The 20553-nt window shown below is 70.0% G+C and carries 19 protein-coding genes; 6 read left to right on the forward strand and 13 right to left on the reverse strand.

Annotated features, from left to right (window positions below; all coding sequences use genetic code 11):
- Nucleotides 1-16: 16 nt before the first annotated feature.
- The 4 genes from FED44_RS38270 to cimA all read right to left on the reverse strand — a co-directional run bounded on the left by FED44_RS38270 (nt 17) and on the right by cimA (nt 4145).
- Nucleotides 17-661 (reverse strand): DivIVA domain-containing protein, encoded by a 645-nt coding sequence (locus FED44_RS38270; protein WP_111698115.1) that lies wholly within the window; start codon nt 659-661, stop codon nt 17-19.
- On the reverse strand, nt 658-1779 hold the full coding sequence (locus tag FED44_RS33085) for a globin domain-containing protein (RefSeq protein ID WP_111698114.1): 1122 nt from the start codon (nt 1777-1779) through the stop codon (nt 658-660). The genes FED44_RS38270 and FED44_RS33085 overlap by 4 nt, the downstream gene beginning before the upstream one ends.
- On the reverse strand, nt 1780-2175 hold the full coding sequence (locus tag FED44_RS33090) for a group I truncated hemoglobin (protein WP_208759311.1): 396 nt from the start codon (nt 2173-2175) through the stop codon (nt 1780-1782). It lies immediately after the preceding gene.
- A 395-nt stretch (nt 2176-2570) separates the two neighbouring features.
- Nucleotides 2571-4145 (reverse strand): citramalate synthase, encoded by a 1575-nt coding sequence (cimA, locus tag FED44_RS33095; RefSeq protein ID WP_138463133.1) that lies wholly within the window; start codon nt 4143-4145, stop codon nt 2571-2573.
- Between the two features lie 350 nt (nt 4146-4495).
- Here cimA and FED44_RS33100 point away from each other — a divergent pair, with 350 nt between their 5' ends.
- A complete protein-coding gene (locus tag FED44_RS33100; protein WP_138463134.1) occupies nt 4496-5164 on the forward strand; it encodes an O-methyltransferase in 669 nt (222 codons plus the stop codon).
- Between the two features lie 52 nt (nt 5165-5216).
- Here FED44_RS33100 and FED44_RS33105 read toward each other — a convergent pair whose 3' ends face one another.
- On the reverse strand, nt 5217-6455 hold the full coding sequence (locus tag FED44_RS33105; RefSeq protein WP_138463135.1) for a PAS domain-containing sensor histidine kinase: 1239 nt from the start codon (nt 6453-6455) through the stop codon (nt 5217-5219).
- 268 nt (nt 6456-6723) lie between these two features.
- Here FED44_RS33105 and FED44_RS33110 point away from each other — a divergent pair, with 268 nt between their 5' ends.
- The gene (locus FED44_RS33110; RefSeq protein WP_138463136.1) at nt 6724-7329 is read left to right on the forward strand and encodes a hypothetical protein; all 606 of its coding nucleotides are present in this window, start codon (nt 6724-6726) and stop codon (nt 7327-7329) included.
- Nucleotides 7330-7365: 36 nt separating this feature from the next.
- On the opposite strand, the gene FED44_RS33115 is transcribed toward FED44_RS33110, so the two are convergent.
- The 4 genes from FED44_RS33115 to serA form a co-directional block, all read right to left on the reverse strand.
- Nucleotides 7366-8457, reverse strand: coding sequence for a branched-chain amino acid aminotransferase (locus FED44_RS33115; RefSeq protein WP_138463137.1), 1092 nt, complete (start codon nt 8455-8457; stop codon nt 7366-7368).
- 142 nt (nt 8458-8599) lie between these two features.
- The gene (locus FED44_RS33120) at nt 8600-9646 is read right to left on the reverse strand and encodes a 3-isopropylmalate dehydrogenase (RefSeq protein WP_138463138.1); all 1047 of its coding nucleotides are present in this window, start codon (nt 9644-9646) and stop codon (nt 8600-8602) included.
- A gap of 78 nt (nt 9647-9724) precedes the next feature.
- A complete protein-coding gene (locus FED44_RS38275; RefSeq protein WP_262367352.1) occupies nt 9725-9850 on the reverse strand; it encodes a hypothetical protein in 126 nt (41 codons plus the stop codon).
- 352 nt (nt 9851-10202) lie between these two features.
- Nucleotides 10203-11792 carry a phosphoglycerate dehydrogenase gene (gene serA / locus FED44_RS33125; RefSeq protein ID WP_138463139.1) on the reverse strand — a complete coding sequence of 530 codons (1590 nt, stop codon included), beginning with the start codon at nt 11790-11792 and terminating at the stop codon, nt 10203-10205.
- Between the two features lie 374 nt (nt 11793-12166).
- On the opposite strand from serA, the gene FED44_RS33130 reads away from it, so the two are divergent.
- From FED44_RS33130 to FED44_RS33140, 3 genes are all read left to right on the forward strand, one after another.
- Complete coding sequence (locus FED44_RS33130) at nt 12167-13054, forward strand: hypothetical protein (RefSeq protein ID WP_138463140.1); 888 nt, start codon at nt 12167-12169, stop codon at nt 13052-13054.
- Between the two features lie 79 nt (nt 13055-13133).
- Complete coding sequence (locus FED44_RS33135) at nt 13134-14549, forward strand: MFS transporter (protein WP_138463141.1); 1416 nt, start codon at nt 13134-13136, stop codon at nt 14547-14549.
- A 378-nt stretch (nt 14550-14927) separates the two neighbouring features.
- Nucleotides 14928-15821, forward strand: a complete 894-nt coding sequence (locus FED44_RS33140; RefSeq protein WP_208759312.1) for a CAP domain-containing protein — start codon at nt 14928-14930, stop codon at nt 15819-15821.
- 87 nt (nt 15822-15908) lie between these two features.
- Here FED44_RS33140 and FED44_RS33145 read toward each other — a convergent pair whose 3' ends face one another.
- Complete coding sequence (locus FED44_RS33145) at nt 15909-16694, reverse strand: hypothetical protein (protein WP_138463143.1); 786 nt, start codon at nt 16692-16694, stop codon at nt 15909-15911.
- Nucleotides 16695-17093: 399 nt separating this feature from the next.
- Nucleotides 17094-17879: a hypothetical protein gene (locus FED44_RS33150; RefSeq protein ID WP_138463144.1), complete on the reverse strand. Its 786-nt coding sequence runs from the start codon at nt 17877-17879 to the stop codon at nt 17094-17096.
- 225 nt (nt 17880-18104) lie between these two features.
- On the opposite strand from FED44_RS33150, the gene FED44_RS33155 reads away from it, so the two are divergent.
- The gene (locus FED44_RS33155; RefSeq protein WP_111698788.1) at nt 18105-18638 is read left to right on the forward strand and encodes a DUF1707 and FHA domain-containing protein; all 534 of its coding nucleotides are present in this window, start codon (nt 18105-18107) and stop codon (nt 18636-18638) included.
- A 217-nt stretch (nt 18639-18855) separates the two neighbouring features.
- On the opposite strand, the gene ilvC is transcribed toward FED44_RS33155, so the two are convergent.
- Together ilvC and ilvN are read right to left on the reverse strand one after the other, a co-directional pair.
- On the reverse strand, nt 18856-19848 hold the full coding sequence (gene ilvC, locus FED44_RS33160; RefSeq protein WP_111698911.1) for a ketol-acid reductoisomerase: 993 nt from the start codon (nt 19846-19848) through the stop codon (nt 18856-18858).
- Between the two features lie 60 nt (nt 19849-19908).
- Nucleotides 19909-20433 (reverse strand): acetolactate synthase small subunit, encoded by a 525-nt coding sequence (gene ilvN, locus FED44_RS33165; protein ID WP_111698790.1) that lies wholly within the window; start codon nt 20431-20433, stop codon nt 19909-19911.
- Nucleotides 20434-20553 lie beyond the last annotated feature (120 nt).

Here is a 20553-nt window from a genome sequence, read left to right on the forward strand (position 1 = left end):
GGGGGCCGGCGGGCGGCTACCCGTAGACCGAAGGGGAGCCGGCCGCGACCTGCTTGGCCTGGTCCGGCACGTGACCGAGCTTGCCGACCTCGTTGGCGAGCCCCTCCAGGACCGCGCGCAACTGCACCTGCGTGACGTCGGCGAACGTACGCAGGTAGGCGATCCGGCGCTCCAGCTCCTCGGCCTCGGCGCTCTGGACCCCGTCGCCCGCGCGGTAGGCGCCGACCGCCTGGTTGGCCGCCTCCTCCGCCTGGCGCTGCGCCTCCGTCAGCATCTCCTCGTACTGCTGGCGGGCCTGGCCGACGATCCGCCGGGCGTAGTCCTCCGCCTCGGCGATCTGGGCGTCGGCGGTCTGCTGCGCGCGGGAGAGGATGTTGATCGCGTCGACGCTCGGGGTCTGCGGCCCGGTGGCCTGCTCGGGGTTGAGGCCGTGCTCCTTGTACCACTGCTTCATGCGGTCGATGTACGCCCGCAGGTCCGCCTTCTCCTTGTCGCTGGCGGCCATGTCGTCCGCGACCCGGTACAGGAACGCCCGCACCTCGTCCTCGCTGTAGCCACGGCGCCCGAGGGGGGTGCGCGTGAACTCGTGCTTGCGTACCCGATCCGGGGTGAGGGGCTGGCGCTCACCCGCCGGGCTTCCCCAAGGCATCTCCGCCGTCATGACTCCCGACCTCTGTCGCTCGTGAACTCGTCGAAGTGGATCTGCTCGGACGGCACGCCGGCGTCCAGCAGCCGTCCGTTCGTGGCCTGCACCATCTCCTCCGAGCCGCAGACGAAGACGTGCTGGCCACGCCATCCCTGCAACGCGACGTCCACGGCGTATCCGCGGGTGCCCCGGTAGAACGGGTCGTGGGAGACGACCGGGACGACGTTGAGCCAGGGGTGCTCGGCCGCCATCTTGCCCAGCGCCTCCAGGTCGTACAAGTCCCTCGACGTACGGGCGCCGACGACGAGGTCCACCCTGCGCGACGGGCCCTCGAAGGCGATCTGCTCCACGAGCGCCTTGAGCGGCGCGAGGCCGGTACCGCCTGCGATCATGAGCAGGTCGCCCTGGACCTCCGGAGCGAGCGTCAGCCGTTCGCCCACGGCCGCGCCGACGCGCAGGACGTCGCCGCGGCGTGCGCCCATCACCAGCGCGGAGCTGAGCGCGCCGCCGTCGACCATGCGTACGTGCAGGTCGATGGTGTTGTCCTGGCGCGGGGCGTTGGCGAACGAGTAGAACCGCCAGATGCGCGGCCGCATGGAGTAGGAGATCGACGCCGACTGTCCCGGGCGGAAGGGGTACTGGTAGTTCAGCCGCGCCCGGATGACGGCGATGTCGAGCGTGCGGTTCTCCTGGCCGATGATCTCGGCCTCCCACCACGGCGGGGACACCTTCGCGGCCTCGTTGGACGCCTCGACCATCACCTGGGCGACCAGGTTGTAGGCCTGCGTCCAGTCGTGCGCGAGGGCGGGGGTCCACCGGTCGCCGAGGAAGTGTTCGAGTGTAGCGAGCAGGGCCTGGCCGACGGCGGGGTAGTGCGCGGCGGTCACCGCGAACTTGCGGTGGTCGCGGCCGAGCTGCTGGAGGAACGGGACGACGTCCTCCACCTGGTCGACGTTGCTGACGACGTGCCCGAGCGCGCCCACGAGCCGGTCGCGCTGACGCGCCATGGACACGGGGAACATGTCCCGCACGTCCGGATTCATCAGGAAAAGAACGGAGTAGAAGTACAGCGGCACCTGGTCACCCGAACGGGAGACGAGGTGCCAGCTGTCCTTGAGAGCCTGCGTGTCCACTCAGCCGGCCGTTTCCGCCGGCGTATCCGAGGGGCCGGCCACGATGGACGGCTTCACCTTGCCCAGCACCAGGCCGACGTCGCGCAGGATGTCCTCGCCGACGCCACTGGCCTCCAGGACGGCGAACAGGTGCTCGCCGACCTTGTCGTAGTGCTCGGACGTGACGCCCATGCCGGCGTGCGCCTCTCCGAGGTCACGGCCCTCGTACGGCTCCGGGCCGCCGAGGACGGAGCACAGCAGCACGACCATGTGCCGCTTCAGCCTGGGCATGTCGATGCCGGCGAAGTACGGCTTCAGGTCGTCGTCGGCGAGCACGCGCACGTAGAAGGCGTCGACGACGTCGCGCACGACCGGCGCGCCACCGATCTGGTCGTAGTAAGACGGCGAGGTGATCACAAGACCCTCCCATTCCGGGTGTGCCAGCGAGGGGATGACTGATATCCGAAAAGTGTTCGAACTGAAAGCAGTCACGTGGCTGGTCATGGTGATGGACGTGGCTCGGCTCTCGCGACACCGGCCGCTCCCGGGGGGACGATCAGAAGCCGGGCAGGTCGCGACAGCACGGGGTTCGGTGCGCAGATGCTTCTTGCCGTCACCCTCCGTTGAGCCAGAGCATGGACGCTGAGGCTGGAACCGTGGCCGGGATCGCCGTCATGGCGAAGAGCGCCTCAGGAGCTTCGCCTATCTAAGCACTAAGTAGACCAAATGTCACTAAAACCACAGACGTTCTCTCACGTCCCGTGAGCATCCGGTCGCAATCCGATCATCCCGGCCCGCCGGGCACCGCGGGATCAGGCGCTGTGGCCGGCCCGCAGCAGACCATAGGTCACCGCCTGCTCCAGCGCCTGCCAGGACGCCTCGATGACGTTCTCCGCGACACCGACCGTGGCCCACTCGCCGGTCGCGTCGCTGGAGGTGATCAGCACCCGCGTCACCGCGTCCGTGCCGTGGGTGCCTTCGAGGATCCGCACCTTGAAGTCGATCAGCTCGACCTCGGCCAGCTCAGGGTACAGCTTCTCCAGGCCGAGTCGCACCGCGCGGTCGAGCGCGTTCACCGGGCCGTTACCCTCGCCGGTCGCGACGATCCGCTCCCCCTTGGCGTGCAGCTTCACCGTCGCCTCACTGACCACGTCGCCGCCCGGCCGGCGCTCGACGATGACCCGCCACGACTCGACCGTGAAGTGGCGCCGGTTCCCGCCCTCGACCATGTCGCGCAGCAGCAGCTCGAAGGACGCGTCGGCGGCGTCGAATGTGTGCCCCTTGGCCTCCAGCTCCTTCACCCGCTCGACCAGCCACCGCGACTGGTCGCCGGTGAGCTCGTAGCCCAGCTCGCGGCCCTTGAGCTCGACCGAGGCCCGGCCGGCCATGTCGGAGACGAGCATGCGCATGTCGTTGCCGACCTGGGCGGGGTCGATGTGCTGGTAGAGGTTCGGGTCCACCTTGATCGCGGAGGCGTGCAGGCCCGCCTTGTGCGCGAAGGCCGACATGCCGACGTACGGCTGGTGGGAGTTGGGCGTGACGTTGGTGACCTCGGTGATCGCGTGCGCGATGCGGGTCATGTCGCGGAGCGACTGCGGCGGCACCAGGTCGAAGCCCCGCTTGAGCTGGAGGTTCGCGACCACGGTGAACAGGTTGGCGTTGCCGGAGCGCTCGCCGTACCCGTTGGCGCAGCCCTGCACGTGCGTGGCGCCGGCCCTGACCGCGGCGAGGGTGTTGGCGACCGCGCAGCCCGTGTCGTCGTGGCAGTGGATGCCGACGCGGGCCCCCGTGCCGACCGCGTCGTGCACCACGTCGGCCAGCTCGTCGGGGAGCATGCCGCCGTTGGTGTCGCACAGCGCGATCACCGAGGCCCCCGCCTCCGCCGCCGTCCGCAGCACCTCCAGCGCGTACGCGGGATTCGACCGGTAGCCGTCGAAGAAGTGCTCGGCGTCGAGGAAGACCCGCTGGCCCTCCGTGACCAGGTGGGAGACCGTGTCGCGGACCATCGCGAGGTTCTCCTCCAGCGTGGTCCGCAGGGCCAGTTCGACGTGCCGGTCGTGACTCTTGGCGACAAGCGTCACGACCGGCGCGCCGGATTCGCGCAGCGCGGCCACCAGAGGGTCGTCGGCGGCCTTCAGGCCCGCCCGGCGGGTCGCGCCGAAAGCGGCGAGCTGCGCGTGCTTCAGGTCGAGCTCGGTCTGAGCCCGCCGGAAGAACTCGGTGTCCTTGGGGTTGGCGCCCGGCCAGCCGCCCTCGATGAAGCCGACTCCGAGGCCGTCCAGGTGCCGCGCGATGGCCAGCTTGTCGGCGACGCTCAGGTTGAGCCCCTCCTGCTGGGCCCCGTCGCGGAGCGTCGTGTCGTACACGTGGAAGCGGTCGTCGGCCATCTCTGTGTCTCCTTCGCGGGGTCGCGTGTCTCGCCGCGCGCTATGTTCACCGGGCTGTGTTCGTCGGCCTGTATTCGTTGGCCTGTGTTCGTTGGCCTGTGTTCACGGAACTGTCTTCGCCGACCTGTTCACCGGTGCGGGGCCCAAACAAAAAGACCCCTCACGGACGTGAGAGGTCTGCGCGCCGGCGATGTCCTTCAGCCGGCGCGCCTGCCGATAATGAGCAGACCGTTGTTCATGGTGCTCAGCAGTTTGCCACAGCCGGTCACCCTCTGGCACATCGATCTCATCCTACGAGATGTGCGCGAGTGTCCGGCCAGCTCAGCGGGTCACAGCCTAGAGTGATCACCATGAAGGCCGCCGAATTCATCAAGCCCGCCGTCGCCGAGTACGCCGCCGCCTACACCACCCCGCCCGACGCCCTGCTCGCCGAACTGGCGGAGGAGACCCGCCGGCTGATGGGCGCCCGCAGCACCATGCAGATCGCCCCGGAGCAGGGCACCCTGCTCACCCTGCTCGTCCAGCTCAGCGGCGCCCGGCTCGCCGTCGAGGTGGGGACCTTCACCGGGTACTCCTCCATCTGCATCGCCAGAGGGCTGCCCGCCGACGGCCGGTTGATCGCCTGTGACGTGAGCGAGGAGTGGACCTCCGTGGCCCGGCGTTACTGGGCGAAGGCGGGGCTCAACGGCCGCGTCGAACTGCGCCTCGGCCCGGCCGCCGACACGCTGCGGGCGATGCCCCGGGACGAGCACGTCGACTTCGCCTTCATCGACGCCGACAAGGCGGGTTATCCCGTCTACTACGAGGAGGTCCTGGCCCGGCTCAGGCCCGGCGGTCTGATCGCGGTGGACAACACGCTCCAGCACGGCGCGATCACCGACCCCGCCGCGGGCGGCAACGTCCCGGTGATGCGGGAGTTCAACGACTTCGTGGCGCGCGACGAGAGGGTCACCAGCGTGCTGCTGTCCGTCGCCGACGGGCTCACCCTCATCCGGAAGCACGCCACCGGCACCCGCTGATCGGAACGCGGAACCGCGTCCACCGCCCGCGGACCCCCTGACCGGCCGATCCCTACGACGCGAGAGGCAGACGCAGGACGAGCCTGGCGCCGACGGGGCTGTCGGCGACGCACAGGGTGCCGCCGTACATCTCGGCGATCTCCCGCGCGATGGTCAGGCCGAGCCCCGAGCCGCCGGGGTCCCGTTCCCGGGCCTCCCTCCGGCGGTACCTGCGCTCGAAGACCCGCTCGCGGTCCGCCGGGGGGATGCCGGGACCGTCGTCGGCGACCTCCAGGACCGCGTCGGGCGGAGCGGCGCTCACGTGGATCTCGATCTTCGTGCAGGCGTGCCGTTCGGCGTTGGCCATCAGGTTGCCCAGCAGGCGGGCCAGCCGGATCCGCGAGGCCCGCACCAGTACGTCAGGGGCGAGGCGGGTGTGGACGGCGACCGCGCTGCCCGGAGCGCGGCGGTTCAGCTCGTCGACGACGAGTTCGGCGAGGTCGACCGTCTGGGCCGGAAGCTCGCCGGACTCGGTGTCCACCCGCGCGAGGTCGAGCAGGTCGGCCACGATGTCGTTGAGCCGTTCGGCGTCGCAGAGGGATTTCCGCAGAATCCGCTGCAGGTCGATGCCGGGTTCGGAAAGCGCGCACTCCAGCTCGATCATCAGGCCGGTGATGGGGTTGCGCAGGTCGTGCGAGGCTTCAAAGACCAGCCGCCGCTGCCGCTCGATCGCCTCGCGCAGCGCGGAGGTCGTTTCGCGCTGCTCCCTGTGCGCCTGCCTGAGTTCCTCGTTGAGCGCCTGCAACCCACGGGCGAAGGCGTCCACGTCCCTGGCCGGGGTACCGCCCTCGCCGGCCCTGCCCCCTTCGGCGTCCGCCGGCGGCTGCCGCCGAAGCGTCTCGACGAGATCGGTGACCTCCTCGGTGCTGAGGATGATCCACCGCACCTCGCCGTGCGGGCCGGGCACGGGCGTGTTCACCGTGCTCCAGTAGCGCTCCTCGAACACCCCCGGGCTGCCAGGCGCCTCGACGTCGTACCGCTGCAGCGGCATGAAGTCCCGCCGCCACGTGGTGAGCACCTGCTCCAGCGAGGCGCGCAGGCTGTCCGCCCCCTGCGCCCCGGCGTCCGGGGGCACCCCGGGGTTGGGCGGGAAGGCGGCGAACAGAGGCTTGCCCAGCAGGTCCTCCGCCGTACGGCCGACCACCTTCAGGTACGCGTCGTTGGCGGCGACGATGACGAGATCGGGAGTCAGGATCAGCGAGGGGGCCTGGCCCGCCCTGAACACCGCTTCGTAGTCGATCGTCGGCTTCATCACTGCGGCGCCCTTCCTCCCGCCTCCCCTTTCCAGAGTAGGCGAACGCCCAGGTCACCCCGCTGTGGCAACCCTCGGCGCACGGCCGTACGCGCCAGGGCAATGGCGGAGTAATAACCCGCCATGAAGGCGCCGGACTCATGATCGGCGTTCCTTCGGCGAGTACGCTCGCGAAGCGGTTCTTGTTCGCGGGCCGACCACCCGGCTCGTTCGCGGGAGAACGTCATGCCCGAAAGCGTGACGCACAGAAAGAAGCAGGGGGCGACGAATGACTCACCGGCGCGGCGGGGCGTTTCTCACAGGCAGGGTCGCCGGTCTCCTCGTCGCCGGCGCCTCGGCCTCGACCGCCTTCATCACCGGCGTCGCTCCGATGGGCGCCGCCGCCGACAACGGGCACGGCCGCGCCGAGCGGAACGTCGTCCGGGCCCCCGGTGGGGAGCAGCCGGGCAACGCCCAGGGAGACAGGTCGGTCACGGGCGGTTCCACCCGCAACCACGGCTACCAGCACACCTCGGCGAACACCTCCGGCGGTTCCTCGAACGTGCAGAACGCGCTGTGCCGGCGCGCCCGGGTCTGCAACATCACCCAGCACGTCACCATCGCCGGCCCGCGCGTAACCGTGACCGCCCGCCCCTCGCCACCGGCGAAGCCCGCCGTCAGGCCGGCTCCGGTGCCCACGGTCACCGTCACGGTCACGGTGACCCCGGCACCCACGCCGGCGCCCCTTCCGGCCTCTCCCGCCGTTCCGGCGACGCCGGCGCCGTGCCCGTACCCCCGGCCCCTGCTGGGTGACGACGGCAGGGGCGGAGCCGGCGTGCTCGGCGGGCTGCTGTCGCTGTCCCTCCTCGGAGGGGGCACGACCTGCCCCGGCTGAGTGTGCGTCCGGCGGCGCGGGCCGCCGCGACCCAGGTCAGCAGATCTTGTGCACCCAGTGGTGGGTGTCGGGGCGGGTGCCGTACTGGATGCCGACGAGTTCCTCGCGGATCCGCATCGTGACGGGGCCGGGGGTGCCGTCGCCCACGGTCCAGCTCCGGTCGGTGCCCTTCACCGAACCGACGGGGGTCACGACCGCCGCGGTGCCACAGGCGAAGACCTCGGTGAGCTCGCCCGACTCGCAGCCCGCCTGCCAGTCCTCGATCGAGATCTTGCCCTCCTCGACCGTGTAGCCCAGCTCGCCGGCGAGGCTCAGGATCGAGTCACGGGTGATGCCCGGCAGCAGGGTCCCGGTGAGCGACGGGGTGACGAGGCGGTCGCCGAAGACGAAGAACAGGTTCATCCCGCCCATCTCCTCGACCCACCGGTGCTCGAAGGCGTCGAGCCAGACCACCTGGTCGCAGCCCTCCTCGACGGCCTGCCGCTGGGCCACGAAGGCCGCCGCGTAGTTGCCGCCGCACTTGGCGAACCCGGTGCCGCCGGGCGCCGCCCGGGTGTACTCGGTGGACAGCCAGACCGACACCGGCTTCAGGCCGCCGGTGAAGTACGACGCGGCGGGCGAGGCGATGACCAGGAACTTGTACTTCTGCGAGGGGTGGTTCACCCCCAGCGCGGTCTGCGTGGCGATCATGAAGGGGCGTAGGTAGAGGCTGTGGCCCTCGGCCGTCGGCACCCATTCGCGGTCGGTCTGGACGAGGAGTTCGAGCGACTCGACGAACGTCTCCTCCGGAAGCGCGGGCATCGCCATCCGGGCCGCGGACTGGTTGAACCTCGCCGCGTTCGCGTACGGCCGGAAGGCGACGATCGACCCGTTCGACTGCCGGTAGGCCTTGAGCCCCTCGAACAGCTCCTGGGCGTAGTGGAACACCGCGGTGGCGGGATCGAGCACCAGCGGGCCGTACGGCTGGAGCCTCGCGTCGTGCCAGCCCTCCCCCTCGGTGTAGTCGATGGAGACCATGTGGTCGGTGAAGACCTGGCCGAAGCCGGGGCTCGCCAGCATCCGCTCACGCTCGGCCGCACCGCGGGCCTGGGGGTTGTGCTGCACGTCGAACCTGAGATGGGTGGTCATGGCGAGGTCCTTCTCTCTTCGTCGTCGTAGTCATTGTGCGACGAGTCGGCTAAGGGAAAACTAGGGCATTCGACAGGTATGAAAAAGCGCATGGCGGCCCATACCGGGCCGCCATGCGCGTCGTCTGGATGAGCGGCCGGGATCAGCCGGCTACTCGGGCGGCGATGTCGTCGCCGATCTCACGGGTGGACCGGGCGGTCCAGGCGCTCTGGCGCTCCACCAGGTCGTCGGCCACGGCCTGCTCGACGCGGGCCGCGGTCCCGGCGTGGCCGAGATGGTCGAGGAGCATGGCGACCGACAGGATCGTGGCGGTCGGGTCGGCCTTGCCCTGGCCTGCGATGTCGGGGGCGCTGCCGTGGACGGGCTCGAACATGGACGGCGCCGTGCGGGCCGGGTTGACGTTTCCGCTGGCCGCGAGGCCGATGCCGCCCGCCACCGCCGCACCGATGTCGGTCAGGATGTCGCCGAACAGGTTGTCGGTGACGATGACGTCGAAGCGCTGCGGCTGGCTGACGAAGAACATCGAGGCCGCGTCGACGTGGCAGTAGTCGGTCTCGACCTCCGGGAACTCCAGGCTCAGCCGGTCGACGGTGCGGGCCCACAGGTCGCCCGCGTAGGTCAGCACGTTGGTCTTGTGCACGAGGGTCAGCTTGCGGCGCGGCCGGGCCAGCGCCTTCTCGAAGGCGTAGCGCACGACGCGCTCGACGCCGTAGGCCGTGTTCAGCGACTCCTGGGTGGCGATCTCATGCGGGGTGCCGCGGCGCATGACGCCGCCCGCCCCGGCGTACGGGCCCTCGGTGCCCTCCCGGACGACGACCATGTCGATGTCCTCGGGGCCCACCTGCCCGAGCGGGGTCGCCACACCGGGGAACAGCTTGACCGGGCGGAGGTTCACGTAGTGGTCGAGCTCGAAGCGCAGGCGCAGCAGCAGTTCGCGCTCCAGGACGCCGGGCGGCACACTCGGGTCGCCCACGGCACCCAGCAGGATCGCGTCGTAGCCGCGCAGCTCGTCGAGCACCTCATCGGGAAGCGTCTCACCGGAGGCGTGGTAACGCCTGGCGCCGAGATCGTATTCGGTGGTCTCGGACTTGACGCCCGCGGCGTTGAGGACCTTGAGGCCTTCGGCGACGACCTCGGTGCCGATACCGTCACCGGGGATGACTGCCAGGCGGATGTTGCTCGACTCCATGCGTTCACCTTACCGGTTGTCTCGGAGACCGAAACACCGATCTCACCATTCGGGCCACTGCGGGGGTCGGCGCCGGGGTCAGCGCTGGGGCGCACCCCCGTTGTCGCGGCGGTCCAGCGCGATCTGCAGGGCGGTGGCCGCCTCGTCCTCCGCCTCGTCGGCGCGGTTCGAGGGGGCGCGGTTCCAGGGATACATCTCGTACATGGCGAAATCCCACATTCGACCGAGGAGTGAATGTCCGTACGTCTGCGGTGCGTCTCCGCGCGTCGCGGATCCTGGTACCCGGGCCACCGGTGGACCGCGGGTCACGCGCCACAGGTGGGCCGAAGGCCGATGACGTCACGCTCCACGGCGGACCGGCCTGCCCTGATCAGGCTCCGTCGCGGCAGGTGCGAAGTGCGGGGCGTCATCTGAAACAGTACCCCAGAATCTCCTAGGACGACCTAGTATCTCGCATCGTGAGACACCGGTCCGCGGACGGGAGGAGAACAGAACGGCCCGGCGCGTGCGCGCCGGGCCGTTCTCGACGGTTCCGAATGACCGGACCTCCGGGGGATCAGTCCTCCAGGTCGACCGAGCGGCCGCTGTCGGCCCCGATCTCCCCGGCGATCTGCTCGACGACCTCGGACGGGATCGCGGTGTCGACGGTCAGCGCGATCAGCGCCTTGCCGCCCTTCACGTCACGGGAGACCTGCATCGAGGCGATGTTCACGCCGTGCTCGCCGAGCAGGCGGCCGACGGTGCCCACGATGCCGGGACGGTCGGCGTAGGTGAAGAACGCCAGGTGCTCGGTGGGCTCGATCTCCATCGCGTAGCCGTTGACCTCGACGATCTTGGTGATCTGCCGCGGGCCGGACAGCGTGCCGGAGACCGAGACCGTACGGCCGTCGGCGAGCACGCCGCGGACCGTGATGACGTTGCGCCAGTCGGGGCTCTCCGCGCTGGTGACCAGCTCGACGACCACCCCGCGGTCCTTGGCCAGCAGCGGCGCGTTGACGTAGGTCACCGCGTCCTCCACCACGCCGGAGAAGACGCCCTTGAGCGCGGCCAGCTCCAGCACCCGCACGTCCTGGGCGGAGATCTCGCCGCGCACCTCGATGTCCAGGCTGGTCGCGACCTCCCCGGCGAGCGCGGTGAAGATGCGCCCGAGCTTCTCGGTGAGCGGCAGGCCCGGCTTGACGTCCTCGGCCACCGCGCCGCCCTGGACGTTCACGGCGTCGGGCACGAACTCCCCGGCGAGCGCGAGCTTGACGCTGCGGGCGACCTGCGTGCCGGCCTTCTCCTGGGCCTCGTGGGTGGAGGCGCCGAGGTGCGGCGTGGCCACGACCTGGTCGAACTCGAACAGCGGGCTGTCGGTGCAGGGCTCCTTGGCGAAGACGTCGATGCCGGCGCCCGCGACGCGGCCCTCCTTCAGCGCGGAGTAGAGGGCGTTCTCGTCGATGATCCCGCCGCGGGCGACGTTGACCAGCCGGACGGTCGGCTTGACGATGTGCAGCTCGCGGTCGCCGATGAGACCGACGGTCTCCTTCGACTTGGGCAGGTGGACCGTGATGAAGTCGGCCTGCTGGAGAAGCTCGTCCAGCGACACTAGCCGCACACCCATCTGGGCGGCGCGGGCCGGCTGGAGGTAGGGGTCGTAGGCGATCAGCTCCACGCCGAACGGCTGGAGCCGCTGCGCCACGAGCTGACCGATCTTGCCGAGGCCGAGGATGCCGACGACCTTCTCGTCCAGCTCGACACCGGTGTACTTCGAACGCTTCCACTCGCCGCCCTTGAGCGCGGTGTGCGCCTGGGCGACGTTGCGGGCGGTGGCGAGGATCAGGGCGACCGTGTGCTCGGCGGCGCTGGTGATGTTGGAGGTGGGCGCGTTGACGACCATCACGCCGGCCTTGGTCGCGGCCTCGACGTCGACGTTGTCCAGGCCAACGCCCGCCCGGGCGACGACGCGCAGCTTCGGCGCGGCGGCGATGGCCTCCGCGTCCACCTGGGTGGCGCTGCGGACGATCAGGGCGTCCACGTCGGCGAGGGCGGGCAGCAGCTGCGACCGGTCGGCGCCGTCGGTCTGCCGGACCTCGAAATCCGCGCCGAGCACGGCGAGGCCCGCTTCGGAGAGCTCTTCTGCGACGAGTACGACGGGCTTGGTCACTGGATGAGTCCTTCGTGAGGTGCGACTGCCTGGACGACGCGAGTCTATCCGGGGCTTGTGAAAGTCCTCACGAGAGCCCGGCATACGAGACGGCGGCCAAGGTCACGTAGGCGTCGCGGCGGCACGACGACCAGGTCTCAGATCGGCGCCCCCGGCGCTGCCGGTTCCGCCGGGCCCGCGCCCCGGCGGAGGGCCACGGCGGAGGTGCCTCTGTGACGGAGGGGAGTCATGAGACTCCCTCATGTAAAGGCCCGATCGGTCGGTGTACCCCGCCTCGCGAGATCCCATCCGGACTGTCGCCATCTTGGTATTGATCGCACCTAATCTTGGGGATTAGCCTGTTTCGCCATGGTCCAGTCCCTATCGTGCTGGCTATGAGCATCGGGAACCCCTCCCTGGGCGACGTTCTCGCGCGGCATGGCAGCCCCCGGCAGCTCCTGGCGGCCCTCGCGGAGTGGGGCATCCTGGTGGCGGTCCGTCCCGACCGCTCCGTGGTGCTCGGCACGACGCAGAACGGCGAACGCGTTCTGCTCGGCTACACGTCCGAGGCGACGTACGCCCGGCACCGTGGCAGTCACTCCCTGTCGGCCTGCGACGCCGACACCGTCCTCGACATCCAGCGCGTCACCGGCGTGCGGGAGATCGTGATCGACGCGGCCGGTCCCGCCGCCGCCGCGGTGCCGATCGACGACCTGCGGCGTTACCTGGAGGCGACCCGCACCGGGCCCACACCGGCCCTGTCGGCCCTGGGCTCACCCGTCCCCACGGCGTACGCCACGGGTGCGATGGCGACCGTGAGCCGCGCGCAGGCCACGCGGCCGGCCGCTCCGCCGCCCGCCCCGGCCCCGGCTCCGGCCGCGCCCGCCGGGCTGCCGTCGCAGTGGATCCCGGCGCCCCGCCAGCACCTGTCGGGGGCGATGCAGGTCGTCGATCCCGGCTACCGCAGGACGAGCCACCCGATCCTGCCCGCGCTGCGGGTGGCGATCGCCGAGTTGCTGCGCGAGTATCCCCTCGTCCACCACGTGTGGATCTGCGAGGCGCGGACCGCCGCGGGCCTGTGGGGGATCATGCTGCACGTCAAGGTGCGCACCCCCGTCGCCGACGACATCGTGAAGGAACTGCACCGCCGCGTGCGGGCCCGGCTGCCGCAGCTCGCCGCGAGCGAGGCCCCGGTGCTCATGGCCCGCGTCGCCGACGCGCACACCGAGCGCCGCCTGATCGAGATCGGCGCGCACGTCGTCTGCCCCGACGTACGCGACTGAGCGAGCCCGGAGCCGGTAGCCGCCGAACCGTTGCCGGGGAGATCTTCCGGCGGAGCCCGCGCTCGGCTTGAATGACGCCATGGCTCCCACCGCGGCGACGCCCTCTCCCTCCGCAGTGTCCCTCGGTGTGCGCCTCGGGTACGCCGTCGGCTCGTTCTGCACGGCCAACTTCTCCACGATCCCCGGGCTGCTGCTGCTCTTCTACATGACCAACGTGCTGGCGGTGCCGGCCGCGCTCGCGGGCGTCGTGCTCTTCCTCCCCAAGGCGTGGGACCTGATCGCCAACACGCTGGTCGGCCGTTGGTCGGACCGCACGGTCTCGCGCTGGGGCCCCCGCCGTCCCTGGCTGCTCGCCGGGGCGGTCGTACTGCCGGTGTCGTTCGCCCTGATGTTCGCCGGGCCGCCGCTGACCGGGGCGCCCGCCGCCGTCTACGTGGGCCTCACGTTCCTGGCCGCCGCGACCGGATACGCCCTGTACGAGGTGCCGTACAAGGCGATGCCGGCGGAGATGACCACGGACTACCACGAGCGGACGTCGCTGCTGCAGTGGCGCATGGTGCTCATCGCGATCTCGATCGCGATGAGCGGCATCCTCGCGCCCGCGATCGCCGGCGGGACGGCCGGGGGATACCGGACCATGGGCGTCGTCTTCGGCCTGGTCCTGCTCGCCTCGATGCTGGCCTCGTTCTTCGGCACCGCCCGCGCCCCCTTCACCGGGCAGCAGAAGTCCGAGGGGACGCTGCGGGAGCAACTCGCCGCGGCTCGCACGAGCAGGCCGTTCATGTGGCTGCTCGGGCTGAGCTCGGCGCAGACGCTCGGAGTGGGCGTGATGCTGGCCGGCTCGCCCTACTTCGCGGCCTACATCATCGGCGACACGGGTGCGACCACCACGCTCTTCGCGGCGCTCGTCGGCCCGATGCTGGTCACCATGCCGCTCTGGGTGTGGCTGGCCCGCAGACTCGACAAGCGCGGCGCGATGATCCTCTCCGGCACGATGTTCGCGGGCGGCGGGCTGCTGCTCCTCGCGACGCCGGCCCTCGGCGCCCTGTACGCGCACCTGTGCGTGATGGTCGTCGGCATCGGCTACGCCGGTCTGCAGCTGCTGCAGTACTCCATGCTCGCCGACGTGATCGCCCATGACGGCGTGGTGAGCGGCGAGCGCAGGGGTGGCGTCTTCACGGGCCTGTGGACGGCCGTGGAGAACGCGGTGGCGGCGCTGGGCGCGACCATCTACGGCTGGGTGCTGAGCGCCGGAGGCTTCCTGTCGTCCGATCCCGACCACCCGGTGACCCAGCCCGAGAGCGCCCACCTCGCCGTGATGATCGGCGTGACGGCGGTGCCCGCCCTGATCACGCTCGCGGGCGTGCTGATGACGTTCCGGTACGACCTGACCGCCGCCCGCCTGGCCGAGGCGATGGCGCACGCGCGCCCGGAGCGGTCCGGCACAGAGTGGTCCGACTCGGAGCGGTCCGGCTCCGAGCGGTCCGGCGCATAGCGACCTGCCCTCTCCTTCCCCGGCGGGACCACACCTCTCCGGAGCGCCGAGCCGCACCGCTCTCCCGGCCGCGCCGCTGAGCCGCACCGATCCCCCGGCTGTGCCCCTGAGCCGGAGCGCTTCCCCGGCTGCTCCACACGCCGCACCGAGACCCTCCGAGGCGCCCCCGGACGGTTGACCGCACCTTAAGGCGGCCCCCTCCTCGTAACACGACCGTGACCTGCGGGTTGTCCGCCGTCGCGTGAGGTGGGAGGGATAAGTGAAACTTAAGGGAAGGTAGATATTTACGAGGTTGGGGGGATTTTTTCGGACATGTGAGGTCGGAGCGCACCATAATGACGACTTCCCCAGCGTCTAACCCCCACTGGAGGAATGATCGTGAACAGAGCGCTCGGAGCGGTCCTGTGCCTCGGGAGCGTCGCGGCCATCGGCTTGTCCGCCGGCCCCGCTCAAGCCGAGGTCCAGCACGCGGGCTGCCGGGTCGCCGCCGCGAAGCCGTACGTCACCGTGGACGGAAAGATCCGCGCGGCGGGCTCGCGGGCCGGTTGCGAGAACGGCGCCCGGTTCCGGGTCCGGATCCTGAAGAGCAGGCCGGGCCCCGACCGCGTGGTCAAGAGCGGCTCGAAGGCGGTCCGCAACGCACGCGTCACGGTGAACGTGACCTGCGTCAACGGCGTCTACTACAGCTTCGTCACCGACTACCGCGGCCACGTGTCGCGGTCGAAGCCGGTGCGGCTCGACTGCTCCTCCCCCACACCCGTGCCGAGTCCTTCGGCGACCACCCCCACACCCGGTCCCGTGACCCCCACCCCTGGGACCCCCGCCCCCAGCCCGTCGGCGAAGCCGACCGTCAGTCAGGCGGCCAGCGCCTCTCCGACGAGCGGCACGACGGTGGGCACCGCCGTCGAGAACGAGGTCGTCCGCCTCACCAACGTCGAGCGGGCCAAGGCGGGCTGCGGCCCGCTGAAGCACGACGCGCGGCTGCGCACCGCCGCGTACGGCCACTCGGCCGACATGTCCGCGCAGAAGTACTTCGACCACACGTCGAAGGACGGCCGGTCCTTCGCGGACCGCATCAAGGCCGCGGGCTACTCCTTCCGCGCCGCCGCCGAGAACATCGCCATGGGCTACCCCTCGGCCCAGGCGGTGGTGCAGGGCTGGATGAACAGCTCCGGGCACCGGCAGAACATCCTCAACTGCACCTACACCGACATCGGCGTGGGATACGTCGCCTCCGGCAACTACTGGACGCAGGACTTCGGCCGGCAGTAGTCCCCGCGCACAGTCCCGGCCCGCGGCGGCGCCGCGGGCCGGGATCAGTGCGAGTCGATCGGTGCGAGCCGATCAGTGCGGGTCAGGTCAGCCGGTGCACGACTGCCAGGTGGCCGGGTTGGCCGAGGTGTTGGTGTTCTGGAACTTGTAGTTCGGCGTGCTGTCGTTGAAGTTCCACTGGCTGCCGGTCATGTTGCTCCAGGTGCCGGACGTGGACTTCACCGTCTGCGCGACCATGACCGTCGGCTGGGTGCAGCTGATCTGCGGGATCGGGTACGACGGACCGGAGTCGGAGAAGTCCTCGATGTCGTGGGCGTACATCTCCACGGTCGTCCGGGTGTCGTCCGCCAGGAAGCGCCTGCCGTTGCCGTCCTTCAGGTCGACGTACAGGCAGAGCAGGGTGCCGTTCACGTTGGCCGAGTGGTTGGAGTCACACCACTCGTAGATGAAGGTGAGCTCCTGTCCGACGTTGAGGTTCGTCATGACGCCGGTGCAGGTGCCCCCGCTTCCCCAGAGGCTCGCGTTGCAGAGCGAGTTGTTCCCGGTCGTGCCGTTGTCGTCTCCGTAGTAGTAGACCGACCAGGAGCTGGGCCCGCGGTAGATGCCGGACTCCAGGTTGTAGTACCACTGCCCGATAGCACCCCAGGCGGTGCTGCCGTTGTTGAGGGCGGGGACCTTCCAGGTGACCGTCCAGCCACGGGTGTTGCCGATGGTGCCGTTGTACCCCGTGGTGAGCGCGTACACGCCTGCCGTCGTCACGCCCGACTTCGGGGGGTGAGGAACGGCGTTCGCCGGGGTCGTGCCGAACACCGCGACGCAAGCCACGATGAGAGCGGCGGCCAACCACCGGACACGGAGGAGGGAGCGGACCAACGGTCTCTCCTTAAGTAGGGAATGCCGACAAATCGAGTGTCAAAGACGATCTATTCGATCGGAATGCACATTCGGCACATGACAAAGATCTTGATGTTGGAGGTAACCGATCTTGTCAGATTCCCTGAGGGAGGCTTAAATGTGATCACGCACAGCGAGGGAACGGGTGCGCGACGGGGCCGGGAGCGGCGGAGTACGGCGGCCTGGCGGCGCCCGCGGCTCCCCCGCCAAGGACGGCCGGTCCTTCGCGGACCGCATCGAGGCCCGGGCCACTCCTTCCGCGCCGCCGCCGAGAACACATCCATGGGCTATCCCTCGGCCCAGGCGGTGGCGCAGGGGTCCCGGCCCGCGGCGGTGCCGCGGGCCGGGATCAGTGCGAGCCGATCAGTGGGGATCAGGTCAGCCGGTGCACGACTGCCAGGTGGCCGGGTTGGCCGAGGTGTTGGTGTTCTGGAACTTGTAGTTCGGCGTGCTGTCGTTGAAGTTCCACTGGCTGCCGGTCATGTTGCTCCAGGTGCCGGACGTGGACTTCACCGTCTGCGCGACCATGACGGTCGGCTGGGTGCAACTGATCGACGGGATCGGGTACGACGGACCGGAGTCGGAGAAGTCCTCGATGTCGTGGGCGTACATCTCCACGGTCGACCGGCCGTCATCCGCCAGGAAGCGCCTGCCGTTACCGTCCTTCAGGTCCACGTACAGGCAGATCAGGGTGCCGTTCACGTTGGCCGAGTGGTTGGAGTCACACCACTCGTAGATGAAGACGAGCTCCTGCCCGGCGCTGAGGCCCGTCAGGGCGCCGGTGCAGGTGCCCCCGGTTCCCCAAAGACTCGCGTTGCAGAGCGAGTTGTTCCCGGTCGTGCCGTTGTCGTCTCCGAAGTAGTAGACCGACCAGGCGCCGGGTGTGTGATAGATGCCGGACTCGAGGTTGTAGTACCACTGCCCGACAGCGCCCCAGGCGGTGCTGCCGTTGCTGAGGGTGGGGATCTTCCAGGTGACCGTCCAGCCACGGGTGTTGCCGACCGTGCCGTTGTACCCCGTGGTGAGCGCGTACACGCCCGCCGTCGTCACTCCCGTCGGCGGGGGGTGAGGGACGGCGTTCGCCGGGGTCGTGCCGAACACCGCGACGCAAGCCACGATGAGAGCGGCGGCCAACCACCGGACACGGAGGAGGGAGCGGACCAACGGTCTCTCCTTAGGTAGGGAATACCGAGAGGTCAGTGTCAAAGACGATCTGGTTGTCGGAGTACACATCCGATACACGACAAAGATCATGTGCAGATGACCGATCGTGTCGGACCCGGAGAGAGTGATCACGCACAGCGAGGGAACGGGTGCGCGACGACGCCGCGGGCGGCGGAATACGGCGTCTTCTGGACACCTCGGACCACTGCGGCGGATACTCCAGTCATGAGCTCTCCCCCGGTGCGCGCCTCCGACGGGGACCGCGAGCGTGCGCTGAGCGAACTCCGCGACCGGGCCGCCGAAGGACGCCTGTCCATGGAGACCTTCGTCGGCCGGGTCGACCTGGCGCTTCGGGCGCGCAGCCGCGGCGAGTTGGACGAACTGGTCGCCGATCTCCCGCAGCGCGGGCGCTGGCGCAGAAGGATCACCGAGGCGGTCGCCTCGGTGTCGGAGCTGAGCAACCGCATCGAGACCGCCTGGCGGCGCCCGCGGCTCCCCCGCCTCGCCCTGCCCGCGGACGGACGGGCCCGCTATCTGGTCGGCCGTGGATCCGCCTGCGACCTGGTCCTCGCGGACCTGACCGTCTCCCGGATGCACGCCGAACTGCGGCGGCAGGACGACTCCTGGCTGCTCGTCGACCTCGGCTCGATGAACGGCACCCGGCTGAACGGCTGGCGGCTGGTCGGCCCCGCCACCGTCAGGGCCGGCGACGAGGTGGCCTTCGGCGACTGCGAGTTCCTGGTCTCCATGCCGGCCTGACCAGCCGCGAGGTCTGGTCAGGGCGCGGCGCCGCGCCCGCAGGGCCGGTGAACGCGGAGCCGGCGGACATGGGGCCGATGTCGGGGCCGGCGGACGCTGGGGTGACGAACGCGGGACCGGAAACGCGACGCGGCGCCGCTCCCCGCCGCACAGGCAGGGAACGGCGCCGCAGTCAGACGGGCCTCAGGTCGCGTCAGACGCTTCCCGGCTCGGAGGATCAGGCCTGCTCGCCCTTGAGCCAGCTCATCATCGGGCGGAGCTTGGCGCCGGTCTCCTCGATGGGGTGGGCGGCCAACTCCTCGCGGTAGCGCTTGAAGTTGGTCTGACCGCCGTCGAACTCCTCGACCAGCTCGCGGGCGAAGCGGCCGTCCTGGACCTCGTCCAGGATGCGGCGCATCTCCTTCTTGGTCTCCTCGTTCACGACGCGCGGGCCACGGGTGTAGCCGCCGTACTCCGCGGTGTCGGACACCGACCAGTACATCTTGGAGACGCCACCTTCGTACATCAGGTCGACGATCAGCTTCATCTCGTGGAGGCACTCGAAGTAGGCGACCTCCGGCTGGTAGCCGGCCTCGATCAGCGTCTCGAACCCGGCCTTGATCAGCTCGGAGACACCGCCGCACAGCACGGCCTGCTCGCCGAACAGGTCGGTCTCGGTCTCCTCGGTGAAGGTCGTCTTGAGCGCGCCGGCCCGGGTGCCGCCGATGCCCTTGGCGTACGACAGCACGAGTGGCCAGGCGCTGCCGGTGGCGTCGCGCTCGACGGCGACCAGGCAGGGCACCCCGCGGCCGGCGGCGTACTGACGGCGGACGAGGTGGCCGGGGCCCTTCGGCGCCACCATGGCGACGTCGACGCCCGACGGGGCCTCGATGAGGCCGTAGCGGATGTTGAGGCCGTGGCCGAAGAACAGCGCGTCGCCCTCGACGAGGTTCGGCGCGACGTGCTCGGCGTACAGGTGCCGCTGGATGTGGTCCGGCGCGAGGATCATCGTGAGGTCGGCCTCTTCGACGGCCTCGCCCGGCGACAGCACGCGCAGCCCGTCGGCCTCGGCCTTCTCCCGGCTCTTGGAGCCCTCGGGCAGACCGACCCGGACGTCGACGCCCGAGTCACGCAGGCTCAGCGCGTGCGCGTGGCCCTGGCTGCCGTAGCCCAGCACCGCGACGTGGCGGCCCTGGATGATCGACAGATCGGCGTCGTCGTCGTAGAAGATCTCAGTCACATGCTTGCCTTTCGAACAGTTCCCCTCGCGCCGTACGGTCCCACCGCGGCGCTATGCGCTGCGGTCGATCGCGCGGAGCGAGCGGTCGGTGATGGAACGGGCGCCGCGGCCGATGGCCACCATGCCCGACTGCACGAGCTCCTTGATGCCGTACGGCTCAAGGACCCGGACGAACGCGTCCAGCTTGTCGGTCGTCCCGGTGACCTCGATCGTGACCGCGTCCGGGGCCACGTCCACGCAGCGCGCCCGGAAGAGGTTCACGAGTTCGAGGACGTGGGACCGGCTCTCGGAGTCGGTCCTCACCTTGATCAACATCAGCTCGCGCTGCACCGACTGGCTGTTGTCGAGCTCGACGATCTTGATGACGTTGACCAGCTTGTTGAGCTGTTTGGTGACCTGCTCCAGCGGGAGTTCCTCGACGTTCACGACGATGGTCATCCGCGAGATGTCGTCGTGCTCGGTCGGCCCGACCGCCAGGGAGTCGATGTTGAAGCCGCGGCGGCTGAACAGCGCGGCGACCCGGGCCAGCACGCCCGGCTTGTTCTCCGTCAGGACGGACAGCGTGTGGCGGCTCATGCCAACTCCTCGCCTTCGGCTCGGAGCGGCATGCGCCAGGAGCCGCGTTCACTGATTCGCTCGCTGCGCTCGCTCATGCCAACTCCTCGTGCTGCGGGCCGGACTCGGGACGGAATCGCG

This window comes from Microbispora triticiradicis (assembly GCF_005864065.1).
GTDB classification, from domain to species: Bacteria; Actinomycetota; Actinomycetes; order Streptosporangiales; family Streptosporangiaceae; genus Microbispora; species Microbispora triticiradicis.

Bases quoted from the DNA above. Each gene is read 5' to 3' on its own strand.
- FED44_RS38270 (WP_111698115.1), bottom strand. From the start codon at position 661: ATGACGGCGGAGATGCCTTGGGGAAGCCCGGCGGGTGAGCGCCAGCCC.
- cimA (WP_138463133.1), bottom strand. From the start codon at position 4,145: ATGGCCGACGACCGCTTCCACGTGTACGACACGACGCTCCGCGACGGG.
- FED44_RS33100 (WP_138463134.1), top strand. From the start codon at position 4,496: ATGAAGGCCGCCGAATTCATCAAGCCCGCCGTCGCCGAGTACGCCGCC.
- FED44_RS33105 (WP_138463135.1), bottom strand. From the start codon at position 6,455: ATGAAGCCGACGATCGACTACGAAGCGGTGTTCAGGGCGGGCCAGGCC.
- FED44_RS33110 (WP_138463136.1), top strand. From the start codon at position 6,724: ATGACTCACCGGCGCGGCGGGGCGTTTCTCACAGGCAGGGTCGCCGGT.
- FED44_RS33115 (WP_138463137.1), bottom strand. From the start codon at position 8,457: ATGACCACCCATCTCAGGTTCGACGTGCAGCACAACCCCCAGGCCCGC.
- FED44_RS33120 (WP_138463138.1), bottom strand. From the start codon at position 9,646: ATGGAGTCGAGCAACATCCGCCTGGCAGTCATCCCCGGTGACGGTATC.
- FED44_RS38275 (WP_262367352.1), bottom strand. From the start codon at position 9,850: ATGTACGAGATGTATCCCTGGAACCGCGCCCCCTCGAACCGCGCCGAC.
- FED44_RS33130 (WP_138463140.1), top strand. From the start codon at position 12,167: ATGAGCATCGGGAACCCCTCCCTGGGCGACGTTCTCGCGCGGCATGGC.
- FED44_RS33135 (WP_138463141.1), top strand. From the start codon at position 13,134: ATGGCTCCCACCGCGGCGACGCCCTCTCCCTCCGCAGTGTCCCTCGGT.
- FED44_RS33155 (WP_111698788.1), top strand. From the start codon at position 18,105: ATGAGCTCTCCCCCGGTGCGCGCCTCCGACGGGGACCGCGAGCGTGCG.
- ilvN (WP_111698790.1), bottom strand. From the start codon at position 20,433: ATGAGCCGCCACACGCTGTCCGTCCTGACGGAGAACAAGCCGGGCGTG.